General features: G+C 59.4%; 17 protein-coding genes. 14 read left to right on the top strand and 3 right to left on the bottom strand.

Annotated features, from left to right (window positions below):
- The first annotated feature begins 143 nt into the window (after nucleotides 1–143).
- The 8 genes from HUW52_RS28190 to trpE all read left to right on the top strand — a co-directional run bounded on the left by HUW52_RS28190 (nucleotide 144) and on the right by trpE (nucleotide 9219).
- Entirely contained in the window at nucleotides 144–1268 is a 1125-nt protein-coding gene (locus tag HUW52_RS28190) for an ABC transporter ATP-binding protein (protein WP_175555461.1), read from the top strand.
- Nucleotides 1269–1316: 48 nt separating this feature from the next.
- Nucleotides 1317–2360, top strand: coding sequence for an ABC transporter substrate-binding protein (locus HUW52_RS28185; protein WP_008085222.1), 1044 nt, complete (start codon nucleotides 1317–1319; stop codon nucleotides 2358–2360).
- 181 nt (nucleotides 2361–2541) lie between these two features.
- Nucleotides 2542–3789 carry an ABC transporter permease gene (locus HUW52_RS28180; protein ID WP_016985351.1) on the top strand — a complete coding sequence of 416 codons (1248 nt, stop codon included), beginning with the start codon at nucleotides 2542–2544 and terminating at the stop codon, nucleotides 3787–3789.
- 12 nt (nucleotides 3790–3801) lie between these two features.
- A complete protein-coding gene (locus tag HUW52_RS28175; protein ID WP_016985352.1) occupies nucleotides 3802–4626 on the top strand; it encodes an ABC transporter permease in 825 nt (274 codons plus the stop codon).
- A 290-nt stretch (nucleotides 4627–4916) separates the two neighbouring features.
- A complete protein-coding gene (locus HUW52_RS28170; RefSeq protein WP_175555460.1) occupies nucleotides 4917–6065 on the top strand; it encodes an iron-containing alcohol dehydrogenase in 1149 nt (382 codons plus the stop codon).
- A 114-nt stretch (nucleotides 6066–6179) separates the two neighbouring features.
- Entirely contained in the window at nucleotides 6180–6854 is a 675-nt protein-coding gene (gene rpe / locus HUW52_RS28165) for a ribulose-phosphate 3-epimerase (protein ID WP_007918813.1), read from the top strand.
- Nucleotides 6851–7669, top strand: coding sequence for a phosphoglycolate phosphatase (locus HUW52_RS28160; protein ID WP_175555459.1), 819 nt, complete (start codon nucleotides 6851–6853; stop codon nucleotides 7667–7669). The genes rpe and HUW52_RS28160 overlap by 4 nt, the downstream gene beginning before the upstream one ends.
- 71 nt (nucleotides 7670–7740) lie before the next feature.
- Nucleotides 7741–9219 carry an anthranilate synthase component I gene (gene trpE, locus HUW52_RS28155; protein WP_175555458.1) on the top strand — a complete coding sequence of 493 codons (1479 nt, stop codon included), beginning with the start codon at nucleotides 7741–7743 and terminating at the stop codon, nucleotides 9217–9219.
- A 172-nt stretch (nucleotides 9220–9391) separates the two neighbouring features.
- Here the strand turns inward: trpE and estP are convergent, their stop codons facing one another.
- Nucleotides 9392–11299 (bottom strand): esterase EstP, encoded by a 1908-nt coding sequence (estP, locus tag HUW52_RS28150; RefSeq protein WP_016985238.1) that lies wholly within the window; start codon nucleotides 11297–11299, stop codon nucleotides 9392–9394.
- 408 nt (nucleotides 11300–11707) lie between these two features.
- On the opposite strand from estP, the gene HUW52_RS28145 reads away from it, so the two are divergent.
- The 4 genes from HUW52_RS28145 (at nucleotide 11708) to HUW52_RS28130 (ending at nucleotide 15031) form a co-directional block, all read left to right on the top strand.
- Nucleotides 11708–12301, top strand: coding sequence for an aminodeoxychorismate/anthranilate synthase component II (locus tag HUW52_RS28145; protein WP_095050324.1), 594 nt, complete (start codon nucleotides 11708–11710; stop codon nucleotides 12299–12301).
- Nucleotides 12302–12310: 9 nt separating this feature from the next.
- Nucleotides 12311–13360: an anthranilate phosphoribosyltransferase gene (trpD, locus tag HUW52_RS28140; protein ID WP_016983474.1), complete on the top strand. Its 1050-nt coding sequence runs from the start codon at nucleotides 12311–12313 to the stop codon at nucleotides 13358–13360.
- Nucleotides 13357–14193 carry an indole-3-glycerol phosphate synthase TrpC gene (gene trpC, locus HUW52_RS28135; RefSeq protein ID WP_175555457.1) on the top strand — a complete coding sequence of 279 codons (837 nt, stop codon included), beginning with the start codon at nucleotides 13357–13359 and terminating at the stop codon, nucleotides 14191–14193. Before trpD ends, trpC begins: the two co-directional genes overlap by 4 nt.
- A gap of 136 nt (nucleotides 14194–14329) precedes the next feature.
- Nucleotides 14330–15031 carry a lipoate--protein ligase family protein gene (locus tag HUW52_RS28130; protein ID WP_175555456.1) on the top strand — a complete coding sequence of 234 codons (702 nt, stop codon included), beginning with the start codon at nucleotides 14330–14332 and terminating at the stop codon, nucleotides 15029–15031.
- Between the two features lie 10 nt (nucleotides 15032–15041).
- On the opposite strand, the gene crp is transcribed toward HUW52_RS28130, so the two are convergent.
- Nucleotides 15042–15686, bottom strand: a complete 645-nt coding sequence (crp, locus tag HUW52_RS28125; protein ID WP_008088598.1) for a cAMP-activated global transcriptional regulator CRP — start codon at nucleotides 15684–15686, stop codon at nucleotides 15042–15044.
- A gap of 237 nt (nucleotides 15687–15923) precedes the next feature.
- Between crp and HUW52_RS28120 the strand changes: the two genes are divergently transcribed.
- Both HUW52_RS28120 and speD read left to right on the top strand, forming a co-directional pair.
- Nucleotides 15924–16346, top strand: a complete 423-nt coding sequence (locus HUW52_RS28120) for an OsmC family protein (RefSeq protein WP_003228794.1) — start codon at nucleotides 15924–15926, stop codon at nucleotides 16344–16346.
- A gap of 237 nt (nucleotides 16347–16583) precedes the next feature.
- Nucleotides 16584–17378: an adenosylmethionine decarboxylase gene (speD, locus tag HUW52_RS28115; protein ID WP_016983471.1), complete on the top strand. Its 795-nt coding sequence runs from the start codon at nucleotides 16584–16586 to the stop codon at nucleotides 17376–17378.
- A gap of 110 nt (nucleotides 17379–17488) precedes the next feature.
- Here speD and coq7 read toward each other — a convergent pair whose 3' ends face one another.
- Entirely contained in the window at nucleotides 17489–18136 is a 648-nt protein-coding gene (gene coq7 / locus HUW52_RS28110) for a 2-polyprenyl-3-methyl-6-methoxy-1,4-benzoquinone monooxygenase (RefSeq protein ID WP_016983470.1), read from the bottom strand.
- Between the last annotated feature and the right edge of the window lie 150 nt (nucleotides 18137–18286).

Here is an 18286-nt window from a genome sequence, read left to right as displayed (position 1 = left end):
CATCAGCGCCATCCTTGTAGGGCAATCCCTACCCCCAACCTTCCATCCGGCTGAGGCGATTCTCTCCTGCACCCCGATTTGCGCGCCTGTCAGCAGCCACTAGGCTTAACCCACAAGCAGTCATCAACAACAAAGGTGTGGGTATGAGCCAGGTCGATACAAACGCAGGGGCCAGCGATGTGCTGGTCAGCTTTCGTGGAGTGCAGAAGAGCTACGACGGCGAGAACCTGATCGTCAAAGACCTCAACCTGGACATTCGCAAAGGCGAATTTCTCACCCTGCTCGGGCCGTCCGGCTCCGGCAAGACCACCAGCCTGATGATGCTCGCCGGATTCGAAACACCAACCGCTGGCGAGATTCTGCTGGCCGGGCGCTCGATCAATAACGTGCCGCCGCACAAGCGCGATATCGGCATGGTGTTCCAGAACTACGCGCTGTTCCCGCACATGACCGTGGCGGAAAACCTCGCGTTCCCGCTGACCGTGCGTGGCCTGAACAAAAGCGACGTCAGCGACCGCGTGAAGAAAGTCCTCAGCATGGTCCAGCTCGACGCGTTCGCCTCGCGTTACCCGGCGCAGTTGTCCGGTGGTCAGCAGCAACGTGTGGCACTGGCCCGCGCGCTGGTGTTCGAGCCACAACTGGTGCTGATGGATGAACCCCTTGGCGCCCTCGACAAACAACTGCGTGAACACATGCAGATGGAAATCAAACACCTGCACCAGCGCCTCGGCGTGACCGTGGTCTACGTGACCCACGATCAGGGTGAAGCGCTGACCATGTCCGACCGCGTCGCAGTGTTCCATCAAGGCGAAATCCAGCAGATCGCTCCGCCACGAACTCTTTACGAGGAACCGAAAAACACCTTCGTCGCCAACTTCATCGGTGAGAACAACCGCCTCAACGGCCGTCTGCTCAGTCAGACCGGCGAACGTTGTGTGGTCGAGTTGGGCCGAGGCGAAAAGGTCGAGGCGTTGGCGGTCAACGTCGGTCAGGCCGGCGAACCGGTGACCCTGTCGATCCGTCCGGAGCGCGTTAGCCTCAACGGTTCGAGCGATCAATGCGTTAACCGCTTCTCAGGGAGGGTGGCGGAATTCATCTATCTGGGCGACCACGTCCGGGTGCGTCTGGAAGTCTGTGGCAAGACCGACTTCTTCGTGAAACAACCGATTGCCGAGCTCGATCCAGCGCTCGCGGTCGGTGACGTGGTTCCGCTTGGCTGGCAGGTCGAGCACGTTCGCGCGCTTGATCCGCTTTTAGAGGCGAACTGATCGCCCCGGCAATACCAACACCAACCCTGCACGTGGAGAGAACAATAAATGTTGAGATCCCTGAAGTTCACCGCCCTGACCCTGGGCCTGATGGGTGCGGCCAGCGCAATGGCCGCTGGCCCGGATTTGACCGTGGTGTCGTTTGGCGGGGCGAACAAGGCGGCGCAAGTCAAAGCCTTCTACGCACCGTGGGAAGCGGCGGGCAACGGCAAGATCGTCGCTGGCGAGTACAACGGCGAGATGGCCAAGGTCAAAGCCATGGTCGACACCAAGAGTGTGTCGTGGGACCTGGTGGAAGTTGAATCGCCAGAGCTGTCCCGTGGTTGCGACGAAGACATGTTCGAACAACTCGATCCGGCACTGTTCGGCAAGACCGAAGACTACGTCAAAGGCGCGATTCAGCCATGCGGCGTGGGCTTCTTCGTTTGGTCGACCGTACTCGCTTACAACGCCGACAAGCTGAAAACCGCACCGACCAGTTGGGCGGATTTCTGGGACACCAAGAAATTCCCGGGCAAGCGTGGTCTGCGTAAGGGCGCCAAGTACACCCTCGAATTCGCGCTGATGGCCGACGGTGTGGCGCCGAAAGACGTCTACAAGGAACTGGCGAGCAAGGGCGGTCAGGATCGCGCGTTCAAGAAACTCGATGAGCTGAAACCGAGCATCCAGTGGTGGGAAGCCGGCGCACAACCGCCGCAGTACCTCGCTTCCGGCGACGTGGTGATGAGCTCGGCCTACAACGGTCGCATCGCTGCCGTGCAGAAAGAATCCAATCTGAAAGTGGTGTGGAACGGCGGTATCTACGACTTCGACGCCTGGGCCATCCCGAAAGGTCTGGACGCCAAGCGTGCCGAAGCGGCGAAGAAGTTCATCGCTTACTCGGTACAGCCGCAGCAGCAGAAGACCTATTCGGAAAACATCGCTTACGGCCCGGCCAACACCCAGGCTGTGCCGCTGCTGGCCAAGGACGTCCTGAAAGACATGCCGACCACCCCGGAAAACATCGCCAACCAGGTGCAGATCGACGTCAGCTTCTGGGCTGACAACGGCGAGCAACTGGAGCAGCGCTTCAATTCCTGGGCTGCGAAATAACCGAGGGCTCGCTCTCCTGTGGGAGCGAGCTTGCTCGCGAAAGCGCCAGTACATTCAACATTGATGTCGACTGATGCGCCGCCTTCGCGAGCAAGCTCGCTCCCACATTTGGATCTGTGTGCATCAATCGATCGAGGTGGTTCGCCACCTCTGTAACGATCAAAGATTTGCGGAGTACGTCATGGCCATCGCCGTTCCCCTGAACGAGGGCAACAGCCCCACCTTGAAGCAGAAGCTCAAGCGCGCCGAGCGGGTCAACCGCTGGAAGGCTCAAGCGCTGATTGCGCCGCTGGTGCTGTTTCTGTTGCTGGTGTTTCTGGTGCCGATCGTGGCGCTGCTCTACAAAAGCGTTGGCAACCCCGAAGTGGTCGGCGGCATGCCGCGCACCGTGGCGGCCATCGTCAGTTGGGACGGCCGCGGCCTGCCCGCTGAACCGGTCTACAAGGCTGCGGGCGAAGACCTTGCCGAAGCACGTAAAAACCAGACGCTGGGCGATCTGTCCAAGCGCTTGAACATGGAGTTGGCCGGCTATCGCAGCCTGCTGACCAAAACCGCCCGGGCGCTGCCGTTTGCCAGCGAGCCGGCCTCTTATAAAGAAGCGCTGGAAGCGCTCGACGAACGTTGGGGCGACCCGGCCTACTGGCAAGCGGTCAAACGCAACACCAGCAGCATCACCCCGTACTACTTGCTGGCGGCCGTCGATCACCGCATCGACGACCTCGGCGAAATCGCCCCGGCCACCCCGGATCAGGCGATCTACCTGGACATCTTCGCCCGCACCTTCTGGATGGGCCTGGTCATCACCGTGATTTGCCTGCTGCTGGCTTATCCACTGGCTTATTTGCTGGCGAACCTGCCATCGCGGCAAAGCAACCTGCTGATGATTCTGGTGCTGCTGCCGTTCTGGACCTCGATTCTGGTGCGCGTCGCCGCGTGGATCGTGCTCCTGCAATCGGGCGGCCTGATCAATAGCGGTCTGATGGCGATGGGCATCATCGATAAACCGCTGGAACTGGTGTTCAACCGCACCGGTGTGTACATCTCGATGGTGCACATCCTGCTACCGTTCATGATTCTGCCGATCTACAGCGTGATGAAAGGCATCTCGCCGACCTACATGCGCGCTGCAATTTCCCTCGGCTGCCACCCGTTCGCCAGTTTCTGGCGGGTTTACTTCCCGCAGACCTACGCCGGTGTTGGCGCCGGTTGCCTGTTGGTGTTCATCCTTGCCATCGGCTACTACATCACCCCGGCGCTGCTCGGCAGCCCGAACGATCAAATGGTCAGCTACTTCGTCGCCTTCTACACCAACACCAGCATCAACTGGGGCATGGCCACCGCACTCGGCGGGCTGTTGCTGCTGGCGACGGTGGTGCTTTATCTGATTTACAGCTGGCTGGTCGGCGCCAGTCGCCTGCGCCTGAGCTAAGGGGAATTCGAGATGCTGAGTCCTTACATGTCGCCCATCGAACGGGTGTGGTTCTACAGCCTGCGGATCCTCTGCGGCCTGATTCTGTTGTTCCTGATTCTGCCGGTGCTGGTGATCATTCCGCTGTCGTTCAACTCGGGGAGTTTTCTGGTGTATCCGCTGCAGGGATTTTCGCTGCAGTGGTATCACGACTTCTTTGCTTCGGCGGAATGGATGCGTGCGTTGAAGAACAGCATCATCGTCGCCCCGGCGGCGACGGTGCTGGCGATGGTCTTCGGTACGCTGGCGGCGATTGGCCTGACTCGCGGTGACTTCCCCGGGAAATCGCTGGTTATGGCGCTGGTGATTTCGCCGATGGTGGTGCCGGTGGTGATCATTGGTGTGGCGAGTTATCTGTTCTTCGCGCCGCTGGGGTTGGGCAATAGCTTCTTCTCGTTGATTGTGGTGCACGCGGTGTTGGGCGTGCCGTTTGTGATCATCACGGTGTCGGCGACGTTGCAGGGCTTTAATCACAATCTGGTGCGGGCTGCTGCCAGTTTGGGGGCCTCGCCGTTGACCGCGTTCCGGCGGGTGACTTTGCCGCTGATTGCGCCGGGAGTGATTTCGGGGGCGCTATTTGCGTTTGCGACTTCGTTTGATGAGGTGGTGGTGACGTTGTTTCTTGCCGGGCCTGAGCAGGCGACGTTGCCTCGGCAAATGTTTAGCGGGATTCGTGAGAACCTGAGCCCGACGATTGCGGCTGCCGCGACCTTGCTGATCGCCTTCTCCGTGATCCTGCTGCTGACGCTGGAATGGTTGCGTGGGCGTAGCGAAAAACTGCGGACTGCTCAAGTCTAGCGGCGAACTGAAGATCCTTTCCCCCCTCACCCCAACCCTCTCCCCCATGGGGGGCGAGGGGAAAGGGAGCAGATCGTTGTGCTTTTCAAAACCTGAGTTCGACTCGGTATTTCAGGTCGGTGTACTTCGAAAGTACAGCGCGGTCAGTCCCCTCTACCTCCGGGAGTGGGCTAGGGTGAGGGGCTCTGGACCTTCTGGCCGATCAACCATTCACCACCTGAATAGCAGACAACCCCAAATCCCCAGCTAATCTTGTGCCCAGCTCCCACATCTATAAGAGGCTGCGCACGATGAGTCTGTCCCAGTTCAAAATCGCTCACAAACTGATCACCGGCGCCGGAGCCATCGAGCAACTGGCCGCCGAACTCACGCGCCTGGACATCGACAACCCCCTGATCGTTACCGACGCCGCGCTGGTCAAATCCGGCACGGTGGAGCTGGCGCTGGTACAACTCGGCGGGCGTGACTACGAGATTTTCGACCGCGTGCTGCCCGACCCGGAAATCGCCATCGTCGAAGACTGCATGCGTGTTTACCGCGAAGGCGGGCATGACGGTTTGATCGGCCTCGGTGGCGGCAGCGCCATCGACATCGCCAAAAGCGTCGCCGCCTACGCCGGTTACCACGGCGCGCTGGAAGATCTGTTCGGTGTCGAGCAGGTGCCACGCAAAGGCCCGCCACTGATCGCCATCCCGACCACCGCTGGCACCGGTTCAGAAGTCACTAACGTCGCAATCCTTTCGGACAAAGTCGCGCAACTGAAGAAAGGCATCGTCAGCGACTTTCTATTACCGGACGTGGCGCTAGTCAGCCCGCAAATGACCTTGACCTGTCCACGCAGCGTCACCGCCGCCAGTGGTGTCGACGCGCTGGTGCACGCCATCGAATCCTACCTGTCGGTCAACGCCTCGCCGATCACCGACTCGCTGGCCATCGGTGCCATCAAATTGATCGCCAAAGCCCTGCCAAAGGCCTACGCCAACGGCGCCAACCTGCAAGCGCGCGAAGACATGGCCACCGCGAGCCTGATGGCCGGTATGGCGTTCGGTAATGCCGGGGTCGGCGCGGTGCATGCGCTGGCGTATCCGCTGGGCGGGCGCTTCAACATCGCTCATGGCGTGAGCAATGCGTTGCTGCTGCCGTATGTCATGACCTGGAACAAGATGGCTTGCGTTGAACGCATGCAGGATATTGCCGAAGCCATGGGGGTGAAGACCGCTCATCTGAGTGCCGCCGAGGCCGCAGACAAAGCCGTGCAGGCCATGACCGATCTGTGCGCGGCGGTGGAAATTCCTGCCGGCCTGCGCAGTTTCGGTGTCCCGGAAGAGGCGATCCCGGCGATGGCTGTGGAAGCGGCGGGCATCGAGCGGCTGATGCGCAACAACCCGCGCAAACTCAGCGCTGTCGACATCGAGAAGATCTACCGCGCGGCGTATTAAGTCAGCGCCAGTCATCCGTCATGGCACAACCCAATCATCGCGGTCACGGTGCGCGCTTGGAAACTTGAGGTATACAATGCGCGCCATCGTGATTTAGCTCAGAAAAGGTGCGTCATGCAGCCCTTCGTAATTGCTCCGTCGATTCTCTCCGCCGACTTCGCCCGCCTCGGCGAGGAAGTCGACAACGTTCTGGCCGCTGGCGCCGACTTCGTCCACTTCGACGTCATGGACAACCACTACGTGCCAAACCTGACCATCGGCCCGATGGTCTGCGCGGCATTGCGCAAGTACGGCGTTACCGCGCCGATCGACGCACACTTGATGGTCAGCCCGGTGGACCGCATCGTTGGCGACTTCATCGAGGCCGGCGCCACCTACATCACCTTCCACCCGGAAGCCACGCTGCACGTTGATCGCTCGCTGCAGCTGATCCGTGAAGGCGGCTGCAAATCCGGTCTGGTGTTCAACCCGGCAACTCCGCTGGACGTACTCAAGTACGTGATCGACAAGGTCGATATGGTCTTGCTGATGAGCGTCAACCCGGGCTTCGGCGGGCAGAAGTTCATCCCTGGCACCCTCGACAAACTGCGCGAAGCGCGGGCGATCATCGATGCTTCGGGCCGTGACATCCGTCTGGAAATCGATGGCGGCGTCAACGTCAACAATATCCGCGAAATCGCTGCTGCTGGCGCTGATACCTTTGTCGCCGGCTCGGCAATCTTCAACGCGCCGAACTATCAGGAAGTCATCGACAAGATGCGTTCCGAACTGGCGCTGGCTCGCCCATGAGCGGGTTTGAGCAGCTGTTCCCGGGGAAACTGCCACGGCTGGTGATGTTCGATCTGGATGGCACACTGATCGACTCGGTTCCGGACCTGGCAGCCGCGGTGGACACCATGCTGCTCTCTCTCGGCCGGCAACCGGCGGGCATCGATTCGGTGCGCGAGTGGGTGGGCAACGGCGCGCCAGTGCTGGTGCGCCGTGCGTTGGCCGGTGGTATCGATCATTCGGCGGTGGATGACGTCGAAGCCGAGCACGCGCTGGAAGTATTCATGGACGCCTACGGCGCCAGCCATGAGCTGACCGTGGTCTATCCCGGCGTGCGCGACACCCTCAAGTGGCTGCACAAGCAAGGCGTGGCCATGGCGCTGATTACCAACAAACCGGAGCGCTTCGTCGCGCCGCTGCTGGATCAGATGAAGATCGGTCGCTACTTCAAGTGGATCATCGGTGGCGATACCCTGCCGCAGAAAAAGCCTGATCCGGCCGCGCTGTTTTTCGTGATGAAAATGGCCAACATCCCGGCCTCGCAATCGTTGTTCGTCGGTGACTCGCGCAGCGACGTACTGGCGGCGAAGGCGGCGGGGGTCAAATGCGTAGCGCTGAGTTACGGCTACAACCACGGCCGACCGATTGCCGAAGAATCGCCGGCACTGGTGATCGACGATCTGCGCAAGCTAATTCCCGGTTGCCTCGGTACGGCCGCTGAGATAACGTTGCCCGACGCTTCTCACTCCCATTCTGGAAACGCCATCGTGGTGGTCACTCGCAAACTCTGGATGAAAGTCATCAAGGCCCTGGCCCGCTGGCGTTGGCGCGCCTGACTTGTTCCTGGCCGGCCTGCCGGCGCGTTTGCATACCTGACTGATTTGCCCCTCACACCACGAGGCACCTTATGATCCGCGAAGAATTCCTGCGCTTGGCCGCTGACGGCTACAACCGCATTCCGTTGGCCTGCGAAACCCTGGCCGACTTCGACACGCCGCTGTCGATCTACCTGAAACTGGCCGACCAGCCCAACTCCTACCTGCTCGAGTCGGTGCAGGGCGGTGAGAAGTGGGGCCGTTATTCGATTATCGGCCTGCCGTGCCGTACCGTGCTGCGGGTTCACGACCATCACGTCAGCATCACCGTTGATGGCGTCGAGACCGAAAGCCACGACGTTGAAGATCCGCTGGCCTTCGTCGAAACCTTCAATGCGCGTTACAACGTGCCGACCATCGCCGGTCTGCCGCGTTTCAACGGCGGCCTGGTCGGATACTTCGGTTACGACTGCGTGCGTTATGTCGAGAAGCGTTTGGGCAAGTGCCCGAATCCGGATCCGCTGGGCGTGCCGGATATTCTGCTGATGGTCTCCGACGCTGTTGTGGTGTTCGATAACCTGGCCGGCAAGATGCACGCGATCGTATTGGCCGACCCAGCGCAGGCGGATGCCTTCGAACAAGGTAAGGCGCAACTGCAGGCATTGCTGGAAAAGCTCCGTCAGCCGATCACCCCGCGCCGTGGCCTGGATTTCAGCAAGCAGCAATCGGCTGATCCGGTGTTCCGTTCCAGTTTCACCCAGAACGATTACGAAAAAGCCGTCGACACCATCAAGGAATACATCCTGGCCGGTGACTGCATGCAGGTCGTGCCTTCGCAGCGCATGTCGATCGATTTCAAGGCTGCACCGATCGATCTGTATCGCGCGCTGCGTTGCTTCAACCCGACGCCGTACATGTACTTCTTCAACTTCGGCGACTTCCATGTTGTTGGCAGTTCGCCGGAAGTGCTGGTGCGTGTTGAAGACAACCTGATCACCGTGCGTCCGATTGCCGGGACTCGCCCTCGTGGCGCGACCGAAGAAGCGGACGTGGCGCTGGAAGAAGATCTGCTGTCGGACGACAAGGAGATCGCCGAGCACTTGATGTTGATCGATCTCGGACGTAACGATACCGGTCGCGTCTCGGAGATTGGTTCGGTGAAACTCACCGAGAAGATGGTCATCGAGCGTTATTCCAACGTGATGCACATCGTCTCCAACGTCACCGGCCAGTTGAAACAAGGGCTGACGGCGATGGATGCGCTGCGGGCGATTCTGCCAGCGGGCACCTTGTCCGGCGCACCGAAGATTCGTGCGATGGAAATCATCGACGAACTGGAGCCGGTCAAGCGTGGTGTGTATGGCGGTGCGGTCGGTTACTTCGCCTGGAACGGCAACATGGACACCGCGATTGCGATCCGCACCGCGGTGATCAAGAACGGCGAACTGCACGTGCAGGCCGGTGGCGGCATCGTTGCTGACTCGGTGCCGGCACTGGAATGGGAAGAAACCCTGAACAAACGCCGCGCGATGTTCCGCGCCGTGGCCCTGGCCGAGCAAACCCCGGACTGATCACTGATCTTCCCTGTGGGAGCGAGCTTGCTCGCGAAGAGGCCCCGTCAGTCAATATTTATGCTGGCTGACCCACCGCTTTCGCGAGCAAGCTCGCTCCCACATTCGATTTGTGTGTAGCCATTAAAAAAGCGGCGCCTGTGAGGGCGCCGCTTTTTTTGTGCCTGCGGTTTTAGAAATCCAGCACAACCCCGACATTCACACCCTGCTGGGTAAAGTCATCATCCTTGCGCAATGAGTAACCGCCACGCAGCGCCAGATCCGCCGTGAGCTTGTGGCTGACGCCCAGGCTCAAGCGGTTCAGGTGACTCTGCGGCGTATAACCCTCAAGTTTGAAGTCATTCGCCGGCAAGGTATTGAGCGCGATGTTGACCTTTTGCACGTCGTCTTCGTACTCACGCTCATGAGCGTACTCGCCGAACACCTGAGTTTGCGGCGTGATGTTGTATTTGCCCTGCAAGCCCAGTCCCAGGCGTTTCGAGTCGCGGGTCTGATCATCGAAGGTCAGCGCAGTAGCGCGGTTGCTCTTCTCTGAGTAGCCATCGACATCGACGCTGGCGTAATCGGCGCTGACGAACGGCGACAGGTGCCACTCGCTGCCCGGCTGGGCAATGTCATAACCGACACGAGCGCTGAACGCCCAGAGGCTGCCGTCGGTGTCGCCTTTTTCAGCACCTTCGCTGGCGCCCAGATCAAATTTGCGCTTGAGGTTGTCGTAGTCGAGTTTGCCGCCGGTCAACGCGGCGTCAGCCCACCAGCGGTTTTGCTGGTACTGGGCAAATGCCGTGGCCATATAGCTGTTGAGTTTGTAGTCCGAATCGTTGTGACCGGCCTCCAGATTCTGCCGATAGAAACCGCCCGCCACACCGACGCGCCATGCTTCATTCAAGCGATAGCTGCCACCGACGTTGAGGTTGTAACCACTGCCATCGGCACTGGCGCCGCTGCTTTGGCTGTCGACATCCAGATGCTGGCCACCTGCGGAAACAATCGCGCGCCATTGGCCCACCGCTTGCCAGTTCTCCCAATCCGCCTGCCATTGGTTGCGCAGTTCATCCTGATGCGCGCGTACGGTGGCGTGAGCCATTTCCGGCAACAGCGTCAGTTCCCACGGCGCGGCGAGCAGGGAATAGGCGTAGTCGGAGATCAGTTTTTGCCCGGCTTCGGTCGGGTGCACGCCGTCGTTGTAGATCAGCTTGGTCGGATCCGGCGTGGCACTGTTGATGCCATAACGGGCGTTTTCCGGGCAGCCACTGCCACTGAAGCACGTCGCGGTCAGGTTCTGATCGGTGGCCAGACCAAAACGCCCCGGATCGGCAAATACTTCCGAAAGCAGCACCGGAATGTTCAGCGGAATGATCTCGGCGTTGATGCCTTGCAGGCGTGTGACCAACTGATTGTTGAACTGGCCCGCGAGCTGACTGCTGAACGCTTGCAGCGGCGTACCGTTAATGGCCGGAGTCAGGCCGACGTCAGGCAATAGCCAGACCATCACATATTTGGCGCCGGCGGTTTGCAGGGTTTGCACGCTGTCGGCCAGTCGATCCGCAGCAGCGCTGGCTTGGGGCAGGCTGAGAATGCGCCCCTGGAGGAAATCGTTGCCGCCGCCAGAGATGTAATACAGCGCCCTCGGGTCGGCGCGGAAGCCGTTCGATGGCAGGTAACCGGCGCGGGTGCGTTCACCGGTAGCGGATTGCGTGGTGATCGAATCGAGGATCTGGTCGGTGCGATAACCGCCAACTGCCCAGTTGTTGCCGTCGGGCTGGCCGTTGTCGGCGCGTACTGCCGAGCTGGAGGACGCTGTCTGATCCGGGGTGAATCCGAGGCGACCACCAAGCAGTTGTGTAGAGTTGAGGGAGCGCACTTCGCCGCTGCCATCCTGATAAATCGGGCCGGTGCGGTTTGTATAGCGCTGAGTGGCGCCAGCAGGGCCGCCGGTATCGGCAAACGTGCCGGCATCATTGAGGCTGTCGCCAAACACCACGAAATTCGAATAAGGATTGGGTGCAGCATTGGCCTGAGCACAAGCCAGTGCGAGCAGGCATCCGGCCAGCGGTACAAACAACGTCTGTTTGATCATGAGCAAGTCCGTTTATTTATTGTTGTAGGTGAACGAAACGACAGTACCAAAAACTCCCGGCGTTTTGCCATCGGTCGTGAATCCTCCCCCGGTTTTATCTCCCGCGGCCCCGGCCATATTGCACGCTCCGCCCAGCTAAGTTACTGTGCCGGAACGTATGAACGAGACCTTCCCCGTGTTGATCACCAGCAAACTTCTGGATCAAGTCATCAAGGCACACGCCCGCTGGCGTTGGCGCGCCTGAATCTTTTCTGCCGGCCCCGCCGGATCTGTATCGCTTTGCCTTCCTTGCCTGTTTGAAATGCCGCTGTGCCGACGCGTCTTCCTGCGTCCGACATCGTGCAGCGCCCTGCGGGCAAGTGATCTGAAGGCTGTTTTCAAATCAGAATTCAAGAGGTTCGACACGCCATGTTGCTGATGATCGACAACTACGACTCCTTTACTTACAACGTTGTGCAATACCTTGGCGAGCTGGGTGCCGAGGTCAAGGTTGTGCGCAACGACGAACTGACCATCGCTGAAATCGAAGCGCTCAAGCCTGAGCGCATCGTGGTTTCCCCCGGTCCGTGCACGCCGACCGAAGCCGGCATTTCCATCGAAGCCATCAAACACTTTGCCGGCAAACTGCCGATCCTCGGCGTCTGCCTCGGCCACCAGTCCATCGGTCAGGCCTTTGGCGGTGACGTAGTGCGTGCGCGTCAAGTAATGCACGGTAAGACTAGTCCGGTATTCCACGAGGACAAGGGCGTTTTCGCCGGCCTCAATCATCCGTTGACCGTCACTCGTTACCACTCGCTGATCGTCAAGCACGACACTTTGCCCGATTGTCTGGAACTGACCGCGTGGACCCAGCACGATGACGGCTCGGTCGATGAAATCATGGGGCTGCGTCACAAGACCCTGAACATTGAGGGCGTACAGTTCCACCCCGAATCGATTCTGACCGAGCAGGGTCATGAACTGTTTGCCAACTTCCTCAAACAAACCGGCGGCACGCGCTAAGGACTTCCCATGAATATCAAGACAGCCCTGAGCCGTATCGTCGAACACCTCGACCTCAGCACCGATGAAATGCGCGACGTGATGCGCGAAATCATGACCGGCCAATGCAGCGACGCGCAGATCGGCGCGTTCATGATGGCCATGCGCATGAAGAGCGAGAGCATCGACGAAATCGTCGGCGCCGTGTCGGTGATGCGTGAGCTGGCCGATCAGGTCGAACTGAAGACTCTCGACGGCGTGGTCGATGTGGTTGGCACCGGCGGTGACGGCGCGAATATCTTCAACGTATCGACTGCCTCATCGTTTGTTGTCGCGGCTGCTGGTTGCACCGTCGCCAAGCACGGCAACCGTGCGGTCTCGGGTAAAAGCGGTAGCGCCGACTTGCTGGAAGCTGCCGGTATTTATCTGAACCTGACGCCGGTTCAGGTTGCGCGTTGCATCGACAACGTCGGCATCGGTTTCATGTTTGCCCAGACCCACCACAAAGCCATGAAGTACGCCGCCGGCCCGCGCCGCGATCTCGGCCTGCGTACGCTGTTCAACATGCTTGGCCCGCTTACGAATCCGGCCGGTGTGAAGCATCAGGTAGTGGGCGTATTCAACAAGGCGCTGTGCCGGCCATTGGCCGAAGTCTTGCAGCGTCTGGGCAGCAAGCACGTGCTGGTGGTGCATTCGAAGGACGGTCTGGACGAGTTCAGTCTCGCTGCGCCGACTTTTGTCGCCGAGCTGAAGAACAACGAAATCACTGAATATTGGGTCGAGCCGGAAGACCTCGGCATGAAAAGCCAGAGCCTGCACGGCTTGTCGGTCGACGGCCCGGAAGCCTCGCTGGCGCTGATCCGCGATGCATTGGGCAAGCGCAAAACCGAAAACGGCCAGAAAGCCGCCGAAATGATTGTCCTCAATGCCGGTGCAGCGCTGTATGCCGCTGACCTGGCCAGCAGTTTGAAACAGGGCGTCGAGCTTGCGCACGACGCCCTGCACACCGGTCTCGCTCGGGAAAAACTCGAGGAGCTGGGTGCCTTTACCGCGGTATTCAGAGTGGAGAATGAAGGATGAGTGTACCGACGGTTCTGGAAAACATTCTGGCGCGCAAAGTTCAGGAAGTCGCCGAGCGTAGTGCCCGCGTCAGCCTGAGCGAGCTGGAAAGTCTGGCCAAGGCGGCCGATGCACCCCGTGGTTTTGCCCAGGCATTACTGGTGCAGGCAAAGAAGAAGCAGCCAGCGGTGATTGCCGAAATCAAAAAGGCTTCGCCGAGCAAAGGCGTGATCCGCGAGAACTTCGTTCCGGCCGAGATCGCCAAAAGTTACGAGAAGGGCGGGGCGACCTGTCTGTCCGTGCTGACCGATATCGATTACTTCCAGGGCGCCGACGCCTATCTGCAACAGGCCCGTGCCGCGTGCAGCCTGCCGGTGATCCGCAAGGACTTCATGATCGATCCTTACCAGATCATTGAAGCCCGTGCGCTGGGCGCCGACTGCGTGCTGCTGATCGTCTCTGCACTGGATGACGTAAAAATGGCCGAGCTGGCCGCCGTCGCCAAAAGCGTCGGTCTCGATGTGCTGGTCGAGGTACACGATGGCGATGAGCTGGAGCGCGCATTGAAAACCCTCGACACGCCGTTGGTCGGGGTCAACAACCGTAACCTGCACACGTTCGAAGTCAGCCTGGAAACCACCCTCGACCTGCTGCCGCGCATTCCGCGCGATCGCTTGGTGATTACCGAGAGCGGCATCCTCAACCGTGCCGATGTCGAGTTGATGGAAATCAGTGACGTGTACTCGTTCCTGGTCGGTGAAGCGTTCATGCGCGCGGAAAATCCGGGCACTGAACTGCAGCGCCTGTTCTTCCCGGAGCGTGGCGTGTCGATCAGCGGTTCGACCCTCGACTGATATTCTTTCAGACTGAGTCGACCCTTTCGCGAGCAAGCTCGCTCCCACATTGGAATGCATTTCTCCTGTGGGAGCGAGCTTGCTCGCGAAGAGGCCCTAAAATCCGCTAAAGATGTTCACTCTGCCGGAGCCCTCCATGTCGCTGCCAACCCCCATGACCATCGAAGCCGGCCTGCAAGCCGAACAGGATTTGCTGGCCTCGGTCTGCGCCGGCGACTCGGAGTTCGGCCTGCTGTTCTGGCAACCCAGTGACCGTGCGCTGGTCATGCCACGCCGCCTCAATCGCCTCCCCGGATTCGAACACGCCTGCGAAGTCTCCGCCGCCGCCGGTTGGCCAGTCCTGCTACGTGAAACCGGCGGCGAACCTGTCCCGCAATCTGCCGCGACAATCAATATCGCCCTGGTCTACGCACCACCACGCAGCGAAGGCGATCTGAACCGCATCGAAACCGGCTACCGACGCCTGTGCGATCCGATCTGTCAGTTGCTCGACGAGTTGGGTGGCACAGCATCGTTGGGTGAAATCGACGGCGCCTTCTGCGACGGTCGCTTCAACGTCAACCTCGATGGCCGCAAAATGGTCGGCACCGCCCAGCGCTGGCGCCAGAGTCAGGGCGGACAGCGTCCGGTCGGTCTGGTGCACGGTGCAATGCTGATGGATAACGAGCGCGAATCGATGGTTGCGGCGGTCAATCGCTTCAACGAAGCGTGTGGCCTGGAACAGCGGGTGCGGGCGCAAAGCCACATTGCCCTGCATGAAAAATTCAACGCGCCACAGGCCTTGGCGCGTCTCGATGAGTTGTTTCGTCTAATGCTGGCGCAGATGTACCGCGCCTGACGTCACCGGTTTATCGAGTGCCGAAGACCACCATGGTCTTGCCTTTCACATCGACCAGGTTGCGTTCTTCAAGGTCTTTGAGCACGCGACCGACCATCTCCCGCGAACAACCAACGATCCGCCCGATCTCCTGACGCGTCACCTTGATCTGCATGCCGTCCGGGTGGGTCATCGCATCTGGCTGCTTGCACAGTTCCAGCAGACAACGTGCTACCCGGCCAGTGACGTCGAAGAACGCCAGATCGCCAACCTTGCGCGTGGTGTTGCGCAGGCGTTGTGCGATTTGTCCACTGAGCACGTAAAGAATGTCCGGGTCCTGCTGCGACAATTCGCGGAACTTGGCGTAACTGATTTCCGCTGTTTCGCATTCGACCTTGGCCCGCACCCAGGCGCTGCGTTCCTGTTCCTGGCCCGCTTGTTCGAACAGACCCAGCTCACCGAAGAAATCCCCGGCGTTGAGGTAAGCGATGATCATCTCGCGGCCGTCGTCATCCTCAATCAGGATCGTTACCGAACCCTTGATGATGAAGTACAGCGTGTCCGAGCGATCGCCCGCACAGATGATGTTGCTCTTGGCCGCATGGCGACGGCGCTGGCAATGCATCAACAGCTTGTCGAGATTCTTGATTTTGGGTGTGGGGGTAATAGCAACCATGGTTGTATCCCGAAAAGACTGCACGGTGATGTTTGATTTTTTTATGAGGCGCTGAAGGCGGTCGCTACACAGCTGGCATGGGCGCCAGCGAATTGGCGCCAGCTTAACAGACACTTCGTCGAAAATTCGAGAAATTACCTACGTCGCAGAGGCATCCGTCCTAGGATCGGCACTCGCTGTCAGGCCGGGACGCTGTGCTAAGCTGGCGACCCTTTTTTATACAGTGGAGTCTTGGCGATGAAGGCACGCATCCAATGGGCTGGCGAAGCCATGTTCCTCGGCGAATCCGGCAGCGGTCATGTCGTGGTGATGGACGGTCCGCCGGACGCCGGTGGTCGTAATCTGGGTGTTCGCCCGATGGAAATGCTCCTGCTCGGTGTCGGCGGTTGCAGCAATTTCGACGTGGTCAGCATTCTGAAGAAGTCCCGTCAGGCCGTTGAAAGCTGTGAAGCCTTCCTCGAAGCCGAGCGCGCGACCGAAGATCCGAAGGTATTCACCAAGATTCACATGCATTTCGTGGTCAAGGGCCGTGGCTTGAAAGAAGCCCAGGTCAAGCGCGCCATCGAGTTGTCTGCCGAGAAGTATTGCTCGGCCTCGATCATGCTCGGCGCGGCCGGCGTGGCAATCACCCACGACTACGAAATCGTCGAACTCGGTTGAACCGACATTCAACTATCATAAAAGCAGTGCAGACTCTGGCGATCCCCCGCTGACGTCTGCATAATGCGCCACTTTTTTCAGGGCAGTGATCAGTCAGCCGACAGACCAGCCGCCTGAACAGATAACCAAAATCGCCATCGCGAAGAGGTGTTAACCGTCCTACGCAGGTGCGTTGTTCGCACTTGACGGGCATGCTTGATCACGCGGCCGGGCCGCATACATAGAGAGTTTTTAACGGTGAAAAGCAAACTCAAGCTCCACGGGTTCAATAACCTGACAAAGACCTTGAGCTTCAACATCTATGACATCTGCTACGCGGAAACCCCGCAAGACCAGCAGGCTTACGTCGAGTACATCAATCAAGAGTACAACGCGAAACGCCTGACGCAGATTCTCACCGAAGTTGTTGAGATCATTGGTGCCAACATCCTGAACATTGCCAGTCAGGACTACGAACCTCAGGGCGCCAGCGTCACGATTCTGATTTCTGAAGAGCCGGTAACCCCGACTGAAAGCCAGATTGAAGAGTCGCCGGGCCCGTTGCCCGAAATTATCCTGGCCCACCTCGACAAGAGCCACATCACGGTGCATACCTACCCGGAAATCCATCCGGACGACGGTATTGCAACCTTCCGTGTGGACATCGACGTGTCGACCTGTGGTGTCATCTCACCGCTGAAAGCGCTCAATTTCCTCATTCACCAGTTCGATTCGGACATCGTGACTGTGGATTATCGTGTGCGCGGCTTCACCCGTGACGTTGAAGGCAACAAGCACTTCATCGACCACGAGATCAACTCGATCCAGAACTACCTCTCCGAAGACACCCGCGACGCGTACCAGATGACCGACGTGAACGTGTACCAGGAAAACCTGTTCCACACCAAAATGCTGCTGAAGAACTTCGAACTGGATAACTACCTGTTCGGCGACGCGACCAGCAACCTGTCCCCCGAGCAACGTGCTCAGGTGACCGACCGGGTGAAACACGAAATGCTCGAAATCTTCTACGCGCGCAACATGCCGACCTAAGATTCCCGGCTACAAAAAAGGCGACCTTTCGGTCGCCTTTTTCATTTCTGCCACAACCCCCTGTGGGAGCGAGCCTGCTCGCGAAGGAGCCCTTTGCAGCAATACCGTTCTCAGATCCGATAAGTACTCTTGGTCATCACCTTGGCCAAAATACTCATTCCGAACTTCACCGGCGCCGGAAAACGGAAACCGCCAGCCTCCAGGGCACTTTCCGCATGATGTTCTTCATCAATGCGCATCTGTTCCAGAATCGCCCGGGACTTTTCGTCCTCGGCCGGCAATTGCTCCAGGTGTTCATTCAAGTGTTTGCACACCTGATGTTCGGTCGCCGCAACAAAACCGAGGCTGACTTTGTCGCTGATCAACCCGGCCACCGCGCCAATCCCGAAAGACATGCCGTAAAACAGCGGATTGAGCACACTGGTATGGCTGCCCAACTGATGAATGCGTTGTTCGCACCACACCAGATGATCAATCTCTTCTTCGGCGGCGTGCTCCATGGCCTCGCGCACCTGAGGTAGCTTGGCGGTCAGCGCCTGCCCCTGATACAGCGCCTGCGCGCAGACTTCACCGGTATGGTTGATGCGCATCAGGCCGGCGACGTGGCGGGTGTCTTCGTCGCTCATTGGTGTTTCCGGTTGCAAAATCGCTGGCGATGGACGGTACGGCTGGCCGCTGAAAGGCAACAGGGTACGCATCGCGGCATCGGCTTGCAGCAGAAGACGGTCAATTGGCGAGTAGTGACGTTGGGTAGTCATGCTGACCTCCGGGAAGAATCTCGACGGCCAGTTTAACCGAATCGGCCGGGGGAAGGTTTGCGCTGGGTCATTTGCTGCGCGGTCATGCTTTTTGTGGGAGCGAGCCTGCTCGCGAAGGCGGAGCGTCAGGCACTGATACATTGGATGTGC

The organism is Pseudomonas sp. 43A (assembly GCF_013363935.1).
In the GTDB taxonomy this organism is placed as follows: Bacteria; Pseudomonadota; Gammaproteobacteria; order Pseudomonadales; family Pseudomonadaceae; genus Aquipseudomonas; species Aquipseudomonas crudilactis.
Note: the sequence above shows the minus strand (reverse complement) of the source record. Positions and strands in the feature narration are given on the sequence as shown.

Coding starts and splice junctions, on each gene's coding strand:
- trpE (WP_175555458.1), top strand. CDS start 7,741: ATGATCCGCGAAGAATTCCTGCGCTTGGCCGCTGACGGCTACAACCGC.
- HUW52_RS28190 (WP_175555461.1), top strand. CDS start 144: ATGAGCCAGGTCGATACAAACGCAGGGGCCAGCGATGTGCTGGTCAGC.
- trpD (WP_016983474.1), top strand. CDS start 12,311: ATGAATATCAAGACAGCCCTGAGCCGTATCGTCGAACACCTCGACCTC.
- HUW52_RS28175 (WP_016985352.1), top strand. CDS start 3,802: ATGCTGAGTCCTTACATGTCGCCCATCGAACGGGTGTGGTTCTACAGC.
- coq7 (WP_016983470.1), bottom strand. CDS start 18,136: ATGACTACCCAACGTCACTACTCGCCAATTGACCGTCTTCTGCTGCAA.
- HUW52_RS28180 (WP_016985351.1), top strand. CDS start 2,542: ATGGCCATCGCCGTTCCCCTGAACGAGGGCAACAGCCCCACCTTGAAG.
- HUW52_RS28170 (WP_175555460.1), top strand. CDS start 4,917: ATGAGTCTGTCCCAGTTCAAAATCGCTCACAAACTGATCACCGGCGCC.
- HUW52_RS28160 (WP_175555459.1), top strand. CDS start 6,851: ATGAGCGGGTTTGAGCAGCTGTTCCCGGGGAAACTGCCACGGCTGGTG.
- estP (WP_016985238.1), bottom strand. CDS start 11,299: ATGATCAAACAGACGTTGTTTGTACCGCTGGCCGGATGCCTGCTCGCA.
- HUW52_RS28120 (WP_003228794.1), top strand. CDS start 15,924: ATGAAGGCACGCATCCAATGGGCTGGCGAAGCCATGTTCCTCGGCGAA.
- HUW52_RS28130 (WP_175555456.1), top strand. CDS start 14,330: ATGTCGCTGCCAACCCCCATGACCATCGAAGCCGGCCTGCAAGCCGAA.
- trpC (WP_175555457.1), top strand. CDS start 13,357: ATGAGTGTACCGACGGTTCTGGAAAACATTCTGGCGCGCAAAGTTCAG.
- HUW52_RS28145 (WP_095050324.1), top strand. CDS start 11,708: ATGTTGCTGATGATCGACAACTACGACTCCTTTACTTACAACGTTGTG.
- HUW52_RS28185 (WP_008085222.1), top strand. CDS start 1,317: ATGTTGAGATCCCTGAAGTTCACCGCCCTGACCCTGGGCCTGATGGGT.
- rpe (WP_007918813.1), top strand. CDS start 6,180: ATGCAGCCCTTCGTAATTGCTCCGTCGATTCTCTCCGCCGACTTCGCC.
- crp (WP_008088598.1), bottom strand. CDS start 15,686: ATGGTTGCTATTACCCCCACACCCAAAATCAAGAATCTCGACAAGCTG.